Raw genomic sequence first — 11,908 nt, 5'->3', positions numbered from 1 at the left:
TGGAAGATTATGTGCTCACCTAGGGTAAAGCCGAAAGCGGCGGAGCCCGAGCAAACGCGGATAGGCTGTGACGCAGTCCGTCGCCGCGCCGAAACACCAGATGGAGGGGCCTTTCCAGTGGGGTTGTTCAAGAAACGTAAGCGGCGCGCCACGCGCAAGGCCGAGGCGAAGGCGCTCAAGCACAAGGCGAAGCTCGAGGCCAAGCTCGGCGCCAAGAACGACCGCAAGAAGCACCGGTCGTATGCGAAGGCCCAGAAGAAGGTCGACAAGGCCCAGATCTCGGCGCTGAAGGCGCAGGAGAAGGCCGCCGCCAAGGCGGCCGAGAAGGGCCTGACGGTCGCCCAGCTGCGCCGCTACATGGGCGTCGCCCGCCTGCTCGCGCCGGTCGTCGTGCCGCTGGCATACCGCGGCGCCACCGCGCTGCGCGGTCAGCTCGACGCCCAGCGTGCCCAGCGCATGGGTATCGCCGTCGACCAGCTCGGCGAGTACACCGGCCACGGCGCCAAGCTCAGTGCCCGCATCGCCGGCGCCGAGAAGTCGGTCGCCGAGATCGTCAGCCGGCACCCCGGGGACGCCGAGACGCAGCAGTTCGCGACCGCAATCCGGGCCCGGCTCACCGACCTGGAGACCGCCGTCCACGCCTCCGAGCAGATGCCGCCCGCCCGCCGCAAGCAGGCGCACCACGCCATCTCCTCCGAGCTCGACGGCGTCGAAGCCGACATCCTGGCGCGCCTCGGCGTGCGCTGACCGTCCCGCCCCGACCGCCGTGTCCGCTCCCCGCCCCGCCCCGACCGCCGCGCTTCGCGGTGGTGCCGTGGGCGCGCTGGCGGCGGCGCTGGCGGTCGCGGCGCACGGCGTCGCCGGCGGCGGGTTCCCCGGGTCGCCGGCCCTGACGCTGCTGTTGGCCGCGTGCGCCGCGGTCGGCGCCGCGGCGGGCGGGGTCCCCGTGCTGAGCCGCAGCCGGACCGCTCTGTTCGGTGCCCTCGCGGCCGGGCAGGGCGCCGGCCACCTCGCGCTCACCGTCTCCGCCGACGGGCACCTCCACCAGGGTGTACCGGTCGTCGCGATGCTCGCCGCGCATGCTGCGGCCACCGTCGTGTGCGCGGGTCTGGTCCTCGGCGCCGAGCGCCTGTACGGGCCGATCACCCGTGTCCTCCGGGCCGTTCTGGCGCCACCCGTTTTGGGTGTCGCATCCGCACCCGTGTGCGCGCCGCGACCGCTCGACCGCCGCGCGCCGCGCCTGACGGTGCTCGCCACCGGGTTGTCCCGCCGCGGACCTCCGCTGTTCGCCTGACCCGCGAACCGGTACCTCCGCACAGAAAAGACACCCGAACCAGATGAAGAAGACCATCACGCGCGTCCTCCTCACGGTGGGCGCCGCCGGCAGCGCGCTGCTGCTCGCGACCGGCGTGGCCTCCGCGCACGTCTCGGTCGCCGCCCCCGGCGCCGAGCAGGGCGGCTACTCCGTCCTCACCTTCCGCGTCCCCACCGAGTCCGACACCGCCGGCACCACCGCACTCACCGTGCAGTTGCCGGGCCTGAAGTCGGCGCGCACCGAGCCCATGCCCGGCTGGACGTCCGCCGTGCAGAAGGACCCATCCGGCGTCGCGACGTCCGTGACGTGGACGGCCGACCCCGGCGTGAGCGTCGGCCCCGGCCAGTTCCAGCAGTTCGTGCTCTCCGCGGGCCCGCTGCCCGAGCAGGAGGCCGTCGAGTTCCCGGCCACCCAGACCTACAGCGACGGCAACGTCGTGCAGTGGGACCAGAAGCCCGGCCCGGACGGATCCGAACCCGACAAGCCGGCTCCGTCGCTGACGCTTGCGGCGGGCAGCGGCGACGGCCACGGCACCGTGGACGCGACGGTCTCGGTCGACGAGACCACCAACACCACCGACACCACCGCCCGCTGGCTCGGCGGCATCGGCCTGGTGCTCGGTGCGTTGGGCGCCGCCCTGGGCATCGGCGCGACGCTGCGGGGGCGCCGCTCATGAGCCCGCACCTGATCCGACGTTTCCGCGTCGTCGCCGTCGGTTTCGTTGCGATGCTCGCAACGCTGCTCGGCGCCGGCACGGCGTCCGCGCACTCCGCGGTGATCGCCAGCACCCCCGACAACGGCGCCCAGATCGCGACCGCGCCCCAGCGGGTCAGCCTCCAGTTCAACGAGGCCTTGCAGGAGAAGTTCGCGTCCCTCACCGTCGTCGGCCCCGACGGCAACCTGTGGTCCAAGGGCGACCCGACGATCCAGGGTGACACCGCCAGCGTCCCACTCGAGGGCCTCGGCCCGGTGGGCGAGTACACGATCGCGTTCCGCGTGACCTCGGCCGACGGCCATCCGGTGAGCGGCACCCGCGTGTTCACGTTGACGCAGGAGGGCACCGGCGTCCCCGGCCCCAAGGCGGGCGGTCAGGACGCGTCGAGCAGCAGTGACGGCGACTCCGACTCGAACATGATCATCTGGGTCATCGTCGGTGTCGCCGTGGTGGTGTTCGGCGGCGGCCTGTGGTTCGCGCTGCGCAAGCCGCGCGGCGAGAACTGAGCCGAGCGGTACCCCGATGAGGACGGCGAACATCGGCCGGGGCCGGCTGCTGTTCGCCGTCCCCACCGCGCTGGCCGGGGTGGCGCTCGCGTGGCTGCTCGCCACCCCCGACGGCCCGTCCCCCACCGCCGCGGTGCGGGTGCTGGCCGTCGGGCTGGGAGCCACCGTGTTCGGGCTGGCCGCGTGGCAGTGGCTGCAGCGGGACGAGCGTCGCCCCGCGCTCGACGCCGGACTGCTGTGGCGGACATTGGCAGCCGTCGCGGGCGCCTGGACGATCGCCGAGTGCGTACTGGTGGTTCTCGAGGCCGCCGAGACCGAGGGGCGGTCGCACTTCGCGGTGGCGCCGGGCACCGTCGTCGACTTCGTCCGCGTCGTCGGGGCCGGACGTCTCGGTGCCGTCACCGTGGCCTGCACGGCACTGGTGACGCTGATCGCGGCCGTCGCCTACCGCCGCAGCCTGCCGTGGCCGGCCGCGCCGGTACTCGCGCTGACAGGCCTGGCGCTGATCGCCCGCCCGATCGGCGGGCACATGTCGCAGCAGACCCTCGGCTCGCTGCTCGACGCCGCGCACGTCCTCGCGGCGGCCACGTGGTTCGGGATGCTCACCGCCCTGGCCCTCACGGCCCGCTCACGCGGCGCGTGGGCGTCCCTGCTCCCCCGCTACTCGACCATCGCGTGGCGGTGTGTGTGGGTCCTCGCCGCAACGGGCCTGATCAACGCGGCGGTCCGGCTCGGCGGCATCGCTCCGCTGGTCACCACCGGCTACGGCCGCGTGGTCCTCGCGAAGGTCGTCGCGCTGGCCGGGCTGCTCGCCGCCGGGTGGTGGCTGCGCCGCACGTGGGTGGGCCCGGCGGCCGCACACCGGATCGACGCCGACGCGTCACTGCGTCGAGCCGTCGGCGAATCGGCCACGATGGCAGTCGCATTCGGGCTGGCCGCGGCTCTCGCGACCACCGCCTGACCTGCGATCAGGCGACCGAGATCGTGATCGTTCCGGTGTAGGAACCGACCGCGGCGCCGTCGGGGTAGTTGACGCGGAGCCTTGGGGTCCACGTAATCGTCTCGAGCCAGTCCAAGCCCGTGCGTTCAACGACTGTCTGTGGTGTGCCGAGGCTCTGCGGCCCCTGCACACTCAGAGTCCCTCCCAGAGTTTTGCCTGCAACAGCGGTCGGCTCGTAGGTGACGGCGCTCTTCGGGATCGTGCCGTAAGGCCCGACGAAGTCGGTCGACGACGCAGTCGCGACCCACGATTTATCCGAGCCGAGAGCGTTGTCCGAGACGGAAATGAGCGTCAGGGTTCCGTTCGCGCTCTGCGCACCGGGAACGATGGTCGCCCATTGTCCGAACACGGTGATGGACAGGCCTGACCGGGCGGCTGCTGCCGCGAGCTTTCCGGCGCCGCTCGGCGGTGTCGGCGTGATCGTGCTCGTCGTCGGGATCGACGGTTCCTCGGCCGCAGTCGTTGTGGTGGTCGTCGTGGGGGGCGCGGCCGTCGTGGTCGTCGACGTGCCTTCTTCGGAGTCCCGCCGGGACACGTAGCGCTCGCGAGTGGTCGTCGGCGCGGCCGTCGTGGTGGGCGCTACCGTCGTGGTCGTCGGCGCTACCGTCGTCGTCACCTCGTTCGCCCCATCGGACGGCGCTGCCGTCGCGGTGGGCGCGCCGACGACGACCAGGGCCCCGACAGCGGCCAGGGACAGACGGAGGCCTCGCGGCATCGTGTTGCGCCACACGGCTACTGCTCCGATCCCGACGGGCGACGCTTCCGCACCACCAGGTAGCCGCCGACTCCGGCGACGGCGAGCACCGCCACCACGATCCCGGCGATCAGCGGCCACGACGTCGAGTCGGACGCGCCGACCGACTCGCCGTCACCCTTGTCGGGAAAGGTGAGCGTCGCCGACGTGTCGTGCTTGATGATGCCGCTCTCGAGCTTGACGTCGGCCTTCCACGGACCGGCGGGCAACGCGACACTGTCGGGTACGGCGATGACGACCTCGCCGTCCTCCCCGGGCGCGATGGTGGCGACCGCACTGTCGATGGGGCCGGCGGACAGTCCCCCGGGGCCGCCCGAAAGGTTCAGGGTCCCGGCAAGATCGACCGCTCGTCCGCCCGTGTTGGTGACCGAGGCGACGACGGACGCGAGCCCGTCGGCCGTGCGACGCGGCGTCAGGCTGGAGATCGTGAAGTCGGCGGGCGGACCGTTGCCCGGCCCCACCGACAGGTAGACCCGCACCCCGACGCGTGATTCGTTGGTGATGCCGTTCGACGCCGGCGCCTTGTGGGACGCCCAGATCACGGCGTACTGCTCGACCTCCGGCGCATCCTGCGGCACGGCGATCGTCACGGCCACCTCGGCCTGTTCGCCGTCGGCTAGGTCGACCGTGGGCCGGTCGACGGAAATCCATGACGAGAGTGCGTTCGTCTCGCCCGGCTCCCCCAGCGCGAATGTCCCGTCCGCGACTCGTGCGGCACCGGCGTAGACGTCGATCTGCGCGGGCGCGCCGGTGTCGTTGGACACCATCACATGTCGGGTGACAGTGGTGCCCGGCGGGAGGTTGTCGACGATGTAGCGCAGTGCCCGAGGATCGTCCTTCAGCGCGACCGGCGCGTCGAGCAGGCGCACGCCGATCGATCCGTCGGGGGTGGCCTGATCCGGGGCAGCAAGAGCCGGCGCGGGCACACTGACGGCCGCGATGACGGCCACGAGGAACGCGAGGAGGGAACGCATGGATCACTTTCTGGCCGAACGGCCGGAGACGCAGGAAGCGTCCCCGGCCGATGGGTACCGAGCTCTAGGCGACCGAAATGGTGATGGTGCCCGTGTAGCTGCCGATGGAGGCGCCGTCCGGGTAGTTGACGGTCAGGGTCGGGCTCCACGTCGCGACCTCCAACGGCCACGTCAGGCCCGTCCGGCTGACGACGGTCTTGGGAGAGTCGAGGGTCTGCTCTCCGGTCGACGCGAGCGTGCCCCCACCGACCTTGCCCGCGGGTGACGAGGCCGAGTAGGTGACCGCGCTCTTCGGGATGGTCTCGTTGGTGCCGACGAAGTCCGTCGAGGATGCGCTGGCAACCCACCCGCGCGGCGCCTGGTTACGGCTGTCACTCACGGAAACCAGGGTCAACAGACCGCTGGCCTTACCGGCCGTAGGCGTGACGGTGCCGAGCCCACCGGCGACAGTGACGGACAGGCCACCACCCTCGGTTCCGAGGATGGAGAAATTGACGGTGGTGCTGGCGTCGTTGGCGGCGTTCGCGGCGGTGGCCGGGACGACGAGACCGGCGGCAGCGACCAAGCCGGCGGCGAGAAGCGTTACTTTGCGCATGTTTCCTCTTCGGGGGGATGTTCGGGTGGAACAGACAGCAGCCCGTTACCGAACAGAACCAAACGGCCCGATTCGGGGGTCGACTATTGATACTCGACAGTTGGTCAAGTGTCCAGTAGGGGAATCGAATTATTTTGCTCGGCTCGGACGGTACCCGGAACGTTTGTTTGTTTTGCCGTTTTCGCGACTCTCGACCCGGACGGCACCCGGCGATGGCATTGGCGGGCACCGACTCTGATCGTTTTCGCAGCTGGGGCGCCGAGGTCGGCACTAATATTCGGGATCGTGACTTCGACGGGGTGGTGGTTCCGGGCCAAGCACGCGCTCGACACTCGGGGGCCGTTTCCGCGCCGTCGGCGCGGCTCGCTCGCCGACGCGGTGGCCGGACGCCGGGTCCTGGTCACCGGGGCGTCGTCGGGGATCGGCCGGGCCGCCGCGATCGATCTCGGTGCGGCCGGTGCGACGGTGCTGCTCCTCGCCCGTCGCGAGGCCGAACTCGACGAGGTCGTCCGAACCATCGAGGCCCACGGTGGGAAGGCGTTCGCCTACCCGTGCAACCTCAACGACGCCGACGCGACCGATGCGACGATCGCTCGGATCCTGGACGAGCACGCCGGCGTGGACATTCTCGTCAACAACGCGGGCCGCTCGATCCGGCGGCCACTCGACCAGTCCTACGACCGGGCACACGACTTCGAACGGACCATGCGGCTCAACTACTTCGCTGCGGTGCGCCTGATGCTGGCCGTACTGCCGGGGATGCGGGAGCGTCGCTACGGGCAGGTGATCAACGTGCTGTCGGCCGCGAACCTGTTCGGCGGACCCGGCTACAGCGCGTACGTGGCGTCGAAGGCCGCGCTCGACGAGGTGTGCGCCAGCTTCCAGGCCGAAACGCTCAGTGAGAACGTCACGTTCACGTCGATCTACATGCCGCTGGTGCGGACCGCGATGGTCGCCCCGAACAATCAGTACCTGAAGGCCGCGGCGCTCAGCCCCGAGGAGGCGGGCCGGGTCGTCTGCGACGCGATCGTCCACCGGCCGCGGCGGATGGGCCCGACGTTGGGACGTCTGACCCGGTTGATCGACGCGATCAGCACCGAGCGCGCCGACGCCGCCCGGCACCGGAGGTTCGCGTCGGGCGGCTGACCGGCCCGCTCACCACTGCGGCATCAGTTCGGACTGCCTGTCGGCCACCATCTCCCGGATCGCTTGCAGCACCGTGGCCGCCGCGGGTCGGCGCAGCCGTCTCGGCGCCAGGCACGCCGAGAACTCGAGGGTGATGGCGACGTCCGACGGCAGCACTCGCTGGAGCGTCGGCTCACGCTCGGCCACGAACGCGGGCAGCAGTCCGATCCCGGCACCGGCCAGTGTCGCCGCGGTCTGCGCCTGAACACTGGTCGAGCCGAAGGTGACCTTGTGGTTGCCGGTGAGCTTCGTCAGTACATCGAGGTCCTCCACCCGGAGCAGGCCCTCGATGTAGTAGACGAGCGAATGCCCCTCCAGGTCCTCGAGCGACGTCGGCATGCCGCGTTCGGCCCGATACGCGTCGGATGCGTACAGGCCCAGCCGATAGTCCGTCAGTTTCTCGGCGCCCGGTCGCCCGAAGACCGGCTCGCCCACTCCGATCTCGATGTCGGCGCCGGCCCCGAACGCGCTGAGCCGTGTCTGGGTGACGATCTCCACGAGAAGGTCGGAGTTGATGCGATGCAGGTCGGCCATCAGCGGCGCGATGAAGTACGAACCGAAGGCCTCCGTCGTGGCGATCCGCACGAGCCCGGAGAGTTCCCGTTCGCGGGGCGTGATGCTGGCCAGATCGCGCACATCGGTCAGCGCCGATTCGATCTGCTCACACGACCTCAGCAACCGATGACCCAGGTCGGTCAGTTCGCATCCCTGGACGCCCCGCGCCAGGACCGGCGCGTGCAGTTCCGCCTCCAGCGCGGACATCCGCCGCGACACCGTCGCGTGGTTGAGCCCGAGGGCGGACGCGGCCCCGACGAGCGAGCCGCACCGGGCGATTTCCAGCAGCACCACGAGATCGTCCGCACGCATATTGACTCCCGGCTCGCCTGTGCATTGCTGCACAGCTTGTGTGTCGAATAGGGCCTTTTCCGGCGCTGTAATCTAGCTCACTCTTGTCCCACGGTCGACGTAGACACCTACAGCTCGACATTGGACGGAAGGGCACCACCATGAAGATCGGTTGGATCGGCCTGGGCAACATGGGGTTGCCGATGGCTGCAAATCTGCACAGTGCGGGGTTCGAACTGGTCGGTTTCGACCTGTCGTCCGCCGCCCGCGACGACGCGGCAGCCCACGGCATCCCCACCACCGATTCGCCCGTCGACGTCGCAGCGGACGCCGACGTCCTGATCACCATGCTGCCCAAGGGCGACCACGTGCGTGCAGCCCTGCTCGACTCCGGCGCCCTCGCCGTCGCCGCTCCGGCCGCGCTGGTGATCGACTCCTCGACGATTGCCACCGCCCAGGCCGTCGACATCGCCGCGGCCGTGGCCGCGACCGGTCGTCGCTTCCTGGACGCCCCGGTCTCCGGTGGCACCGCCGGCGCCGCGAACGCGACGCTGACGTTCATGGTGGGCGGCGCGGAAGCGGACCTCGACGAGGCTCGCCCACTCCTGCAGGCCATGGGCACGCGCGTCTTCCACGCCGGCGACCTCGGCGCGGGCCAGAGCGCCAAGATGCTCAACAACATGATGCTGGCCGCGAACATGCAGAGCACCTGTGAAGCCGCGGCACTGGCACAACGTCTGGGTATCGCACCGAAGACGGTCATCGAGATCGCCGGTGTCTCCACCGGCGACAGCTGGGCGCTGCGCAGCTACTACCCCGTCGGCGGCGCCGTGGAGTCCGCACCGTCCAGCAGGGATTTCACGGGCGGCTTCGCCGTCACCCTGATGCGCAAGGATCTCGGCCTCGCGCTCGACGCGGCGGCCTCGCACGGGATCGACGCCTCGGCAACCGCGGAGGTCGCCCGACGACTGGACCTGCTCGCCGACAACGGTTTCGGCGGCCTCGACTTCTCGGCCCTGATCCGCCTCGTCGACGGCACGATCGAGATCGAGCCTGCCCGGGAGGGGGTCCGGTGACCGCACGGTTGACCGACCCGGCTCCCGAGACGCCCAAGCAGAAGACCCCCGCCGGCTTCCACCGGATCGTCGCGGCCTCCATGGCCGGGACGGTCGCCGAGTGGTACGAGTTCTTCCTCTACGGCATGGCGGCCGCGCTCGTCTTCGGCGACGTGTTCTTCAAGGCGACCGGCAATCCGCTCGACGGTGTGATCGCCGCTCTGCTGACCTACGCGATCGGCTTCGTCGCCCGTCCGATCGGCGGCATCATCTTCGGGCACTACGGCGACAAGTTCGGCCGCAAGAAGTTGCTGCAGGTCTCGCTTCTGGTCATCGGTGTCTCGACCTTCCTGATCGGCGCGATCCCGAGTTTCGACCAGATCGGTTATGCGGCACCGATCATCCTCGTGGTGCTCCGCTTCATGCAGGGCATCGCGATCGGAGGCGAGTGGGGCGGCGCCGTGCTGCTCGTCGCCGAGCAGAGCCCCGACGACAAGCGTGGGTTCTGGGCCAGTTTCCCGCAGGTCGGCGCGCCACTCGGCAACGTCCTGGCGACCGTGGTGCTCCTGGTGCTGTCCTTCGCGCTTCCCGAGGCCGCCTTCCTTTCGTGGGGTTGGCGTGTGGCGTTCTTCTTCTCCGCCTTCATCGTTCTGATCGGCTGGTTCATCCGTACCAAGGTGGAGGACTCACCGATCTTCAAGGACGCCGCCGAGGAGCAGCCGCAGGCGGAGAGCACGTGGAAGGCGATCAAACGCGTCTTCCAGGCACGCCCCCGCGAGGTGCTCACCGCGATGGGCGCCCGGGTGATCGAGAACATCCTCTACTACATGGTCGTCACCTTCTCGCTGACGTACCTGAAGGTGCAGCTCGACGTCGACACCTCCACCATCCTGACTCTGATGCTGATCTCGCACATCGTTCACGCCGCGATGATCCTCGTGTTCGGCTGGATGTCCGACAAGGTGGGCCGCCGCCCCGTCTACCTCGCCGGCGCGACTCTGGCCACGGTGTACTGCTTCGTGGCATTCCCGTTGATGGACACCAAGTCCGACGCGCTCATCCTGTGCGCGATCACGGTGGGCCTGATCATCCACGCCGTCATGTACGCACCGCAGCCGGCGCTCCTCTCGGAGATGTTCCCCACGCACATGCGCTACATTGGTGTTTCCCTCGGCGCACAGGTCACCGCGATCTTCGCCGGGTCCCTCGCCCCGGTGATCGCCACGATGCTGTTGCGCACCTTCGACAGTTGGGTTCCGATCGCGATCTACGTCGCGGTCGCCGGACTGATCTCGATCGTCGCGGTCCTGTTCATGCGCGAGACCAAGGGCACCTCGCTGGCCGCGCTCGACGACGAACACCGCGCCCGCTTCGGCACTTCCCTGTGAATTCTGCTCTACCCCTGAAAGGTTCATCACCCATGCGCACCATCCCCCACTGGATCAACGGCGCCCCCGTCGCGGGCGGCTCCGACACCATCGATGTGCTCGACCCGGCCACCGACCAGCCGGTCGCCACCGTGCCCATGGCGGACGCAGCCACGGTGGACGCAGCGATCGCCGCTGCCGCGAGCGCCTTCGACGGCTGGGCCGCCACGCCCCTGTCCAAGCGGGCCCACGTGCTGTACCGGTTCCGTGAACTGCTCTTGGCCAACCGTTCCGAGCTCGCTGCGATGATCACCGAGGAGCACGGCAAGACCCTCGACGACGCCGCCGGCGAGATCTCACGAGCGGCTGACTCCGTCGAACTCGCTTGTGGTGGACCGGCACTGGCCCGCGGCGGCACGTCGCTGCAGACCGGTCCGAACATCGACACCAAGTCGGTGCTGCATCCCCTGGGTGTCTGCGTGGGCATCACACCGTTCAACTTCCCCGCGATGATGGGCATGATGATGGTGTCGGTGGCCCTGGCGGCGGGTAACACCTTCGTCTGGAAGCCGAGCGAGCAGGATCCCGGCGTCTGCCTGCGTATCGCCGAGCTGTTCCGGGAGGCCGGTCTGCCGGACGGCGTGCTCAACGTCGTGCACGGTCGGCAGGACACCGTGGAGCAGCTGATCGATTCGCCCGACACCGAGGCGGTGTCGTTCGTGGGTTCGAGCAAGGTGGCGCACATCGTCTACTCGCGGGCCGCGGCCGCGGGCAAACGCGTGCAGGCCTTCGGCGGCGCGAAGAATCACATGATCGTGATGCCCGACGCCGACCTGGACGTCGTCGCCGACCAGCTCACCTCCGCCTGCTTCGGCGCCGCCGGCCAGCGGTGCATGGCGATCTCGGTGGCGGTGGTCGTCGGCGACACCGCCGAGCCCCTGCTCGACAAGCTCGTCGGCCGCGCCCAGCAGGTGCGCCTCGGCGCCGGCAATGCCCCGGACACCGAGGTCGGTCCCGTGATCAACCGCCAGTCGCAGCAGCGCATCCAGGCCGCCGTCAAGGAGGCGGTCGCGGCCGGTGCCCGGGCGGTGGTCGACCGCAGCACCGAGGTCGTGGCCGGATACGAAGGCGGATACTTCATCGGGCCGACCGTGCTGGCCGACGTCGACGTGTCCTCGCCCGCGTACCAGGACGAGTTGTTCGGCCCGGTACTCGTGGTGATGCGGGTGGACTCGCTGAACGACGGTCTCGCACTGATCGCGAATCACCGCTACGGCAACGGGGCATCGATCTTCACCAGGGACGGGGCCGCGGCCAACGAGTTCGAACGCCGGGCGTCCGCGGGCATGGTCGGCATCAACGTCGCCATCCCCGTCCCCGTGGCGGCGTATGCCGTCCAGGGCTGGAAGGACTCCGCCTACGGCGACACCGGCCTGAACAACGCATCGTGGAGCTTCTACACGCGTCCGAAGTACGTGACGTCACGTTGGGACAGCGTCGCGGGCACGGACTTCGGTTTCCGCCCGAACTGATTGGCGCGACAGCGCACCGGAGCGGGCGGCGGCCGTCGGGGCGTCGCCCGCTCCGGTCGTTCCG

The 11,908-nt window shown here is 69.9% G+C and carries 13 protein-coding genes; 9 read left to right on the top strand and 4 right to left on the bottom strand.

The genetic code is table 11. From position 1 onward, the window contains the following. Window positions 1–117: 117 nt before the first annotated feature. The 5 genes from C7H75_RS00530 to C7H75_RS00510 all read left to right on the top strand — a co-directional run bounded on the left by C7H75_RS00530 (window position 118) and on the right by C7H75_RS00510 (window position 3,497). Window positions 118–747, top strand: coding sequence for a DUF6474 family protein (locus tag C7H75_RS00530; protein WP_005516436.1), 630 nt, complete (start codon window positions 118–120; stop codon window positions 745–747). 67 nt (window positions 748–814) lie between these two features. Further along, complete coding sequence (locus C7H75_RS00525; protein WP_226347426.1) at window positions 815–1,294, top strand: hypothetical protein; 480 nt, start codon at window positions 815–817, stop codon at window positions 1,292–1,294. Window positions 1,295–1,337: 43 nt separating this feature from the next. Beyond that, window positions 1,338–1,991 carry a YcnI family copper-binding membrane protein gene (locus C7H75_RS00520; RefSeq protein WP_106850799.1) on the top strand — a complete coding sequence of 218 codons (654 nt, stop codon included), beginning with the start codon at window positions 1,338–1,340 and terminating at the stop codon, window positions 1,989–1,991. Next, the gene (locus C7H75_RS00515; protein WP_013414448.1) at window positions 1,988–2,536 is read left to right on the top strand and encodes a copper resistance CopC family protein; all 549 of its coding nucleotides are present in this window, start codon (window positions 1,988–1,990) and stop codon (window positions 2,534–2,536) included. Before C7H75_RS00520 ends, C7H75_RS00515 begins: the two co-directional genes overlap by 4 nt. Window positions 2,537–2,552: 16 nt before the next feature. After that, on the top strand, window positions 2,553–3,497 hold the full coding sequence (locus C7H75_RS00510; RefSeq protein WP_013414447.1) for a CopD family protein: 945 nt from the start codon (window positions 2,553–2,555) through the stop codon (window positions 3,495–3,497). A gap of 7 nt (window positions 3,498–3,504) precedes the next feature. Here the strand turns inward: C7H75_RS00510 and C7H75_RS00505 are convergent, their stop codons facing one another. The 3 genes from C7H75_RS00505 to C7H75_RS00495 all read right to left on the bottom strand — a co-directional run bounded on the left by C7H75_RS00505 (window position 3,505) and on the right by C7H75_RS00495 (window position 5,859). Next, window positions 3,505–4,251, bottom strand: a complete 747-nt coding sequence (locus C7H75_RS00505) for a hypothetical protein (RefSeq protein ID WP_233281834.1) — start codon at window positions 4,249–4,251, stop codon at window positions 3,505–3,507. Window positions 4,252–4,268: 17 nt separating this feature from the next. Then, window positions 4,269–5,264 (bottom strand): COG1361 family protein, encoded by a 996-nt coding sequence (locus C7H75_RS00500; RefSeq protein WP_106850797.1) that lies wholly within the window; start codon window positions 5,262–5,264, stop codon window positions 4,269–4,271. Between the two features lie 64 nt (window positions 5,265–5,328). After that, entirely contained in the window at window positions 5,329–5,859 is a 531-nt protein-coding gene (locus C7H75_RS00495; protein ID WP_005516445.1) for a hypothetical protein, read from the bottom strand. A 285-nt stretch (window positions 5,860–6,144) separates the two neighbouring features. Between C7H75_RS00495 and C7H75_RS00490 the strand changes: the two genes are divergently transcribed. Beyond that, on the top strand, window positions 6,145–7,005 hold the full coding sequence (locus tag C7H75_RS00490; protein WP_005516446.1) for an SDR family NAD(P)-dependent oxidoreductase: 861 nt from the start codon (window positions 6,145–6,147) through the stop codon (window positions 7,003–7,005). Between the two features lie 9 nt (window positions 7,006–7,014). Here C7H75_RS00490 and C7H75_RS00485 read toward each other — a convergent pair whose 3' ends face one another. Further along, window positions 7,015–7,911, bottom strand: a complete 897-nt coding sequence (locus C7H75_RS00485) for a LysR family transcriptional regulator (protein WP_106850796.1) — start codon at window positions 7,909–7,911, stop codon at window positions 7,015–7,017. Window positions 7,912–7,994: 83 nt separating this feature from the next. On the opposite strand from C7H75_RS00485, the gene mmsB reads away from it, so the two are divergent. The 3 genes from mmsB to mmsA are packed head-to-tail and all read left to right on the top strand — an operon-like array spanning window position 7,995 to window position 11,844. After that, window positions 7,995–8,966 (top strand): 3-hydroxyisobutyrate dehydrogenase, encoded by a 972-nt coding sequence (mmsB, locus tag C7H75_RS00480; protein WP_084848255.1) that lies wholly within the window; start codon window positions 7,995–7,997, stop codon window positions 8,964–8,966. Then, on the top strand, window positions 8,963–10,333 hold the full coding sequence (locus C7H75_RS00475; protein WP_084848256.1) for an MFS transporter: 1,371 nt from the start codon (window positions 8,963–8,965) through the stop codon (window positions 10,331–10,333). The genes mmsB and C7H75_RS00475 overlap by 4 nt, the downstream gene beginning before the upstream one ends. Window positions 10,334–10,365: 32 nt before the next feature. Further along, the gene (gene mmsA, locus C7H75_RS00470) at window positions 10,366–11,844 is read left to right on the top strand and encodes a CoA-acylating methylmalonate-semialdehyde dehydrogenase (RefSeq protein ID WP_022593295.1); all 1,479 of its coding nucleotides are present in this window, start codon (window positions 10,366–10,368) and stop codon (window positions 11,842–11,844) included. Window positions 11,845–11,908: the final 64 nt, after the last annotated feature.

The organism is Rhodococcus (subgen. Prescottella) equi (genome assembly GCF_003013675.1).
GTDB classification, from domain to species: Bacteria; Actinomycetota; Actinomycetes; order Mycobacteriales; family Mycobacteriaceae; genus Prescottella; species Prescottella equi.
The sequence above is the reverse complement of the archived record's forward strand: the minus strand, read 5'-3'. Positions and strand labels throughout refer to the sequence as shown.

What these genes read in the sequence shown, in the direction of transcription:
- C7H75_RS00520 (WP_106850799.1), top strand. Translation starts at nt 1,338, where the DNA reads ATGAAGAAGACCATCACGCGCGTCCTCCTCACGGTGGGCGCCGCCGGC.
- C7H75_RS00515 (WP_013414448.1), top strand. Translation starts at nt 1,988, where the DNA reads ATGAGCCCGCACCTGATCCGACGTTTCCGCGTCGTCGCCGTCGGTTTC.
- C7H75_RS00510 (WP_013414447.1), top strand. Translation starts at nt 2,553, where the DNA reads ATGAGGACGGCGAACATCGGCCGGGGCCGGCTGCTGTTCGCCGTCCCC.
- C7H75_RS00505 (WP_233281834.1), bottom strand. Translation starts at nt 4,251, where the DNA reads ATGCCGCGAGGCCTCCGTCTGTCCCTGGCCGCTGTCGGGGCCCTGGTC.
- C7H75_RS00500 (WP_106850797.1), bottom strand. Translation starts at nt 5,264, where the DNA reads ATGCGTTCCCTCCTCGCGTTCCTCGTGGCCGTCATCGCGGCCGTCAGT.
- C7H75_RS00495 (WP_005516445.1), bottom strand. Translation starts at nt 5,859, where the DNA reads ATGCGCAAAGTAACGCTTCTCGCCGCCGGCTTGGTCGCTGCCGCCGGT.
- C7H75_RS00485 (WP_106850796.1), bottom strand. Translation starts at nt 7,911, where the DNA reads ATGCGTGCGGACGATCTCGTGGTGCTGCTGGAAATCGCCCGGTGCGGC.
- mmsA (WP_022593295.1), top strand. Translation starts at nt 10,366, where the DNA reads ATGCGCACCATCCCCCACTGGATCAACGGCGCCCCCGTCGCGGGCGGC.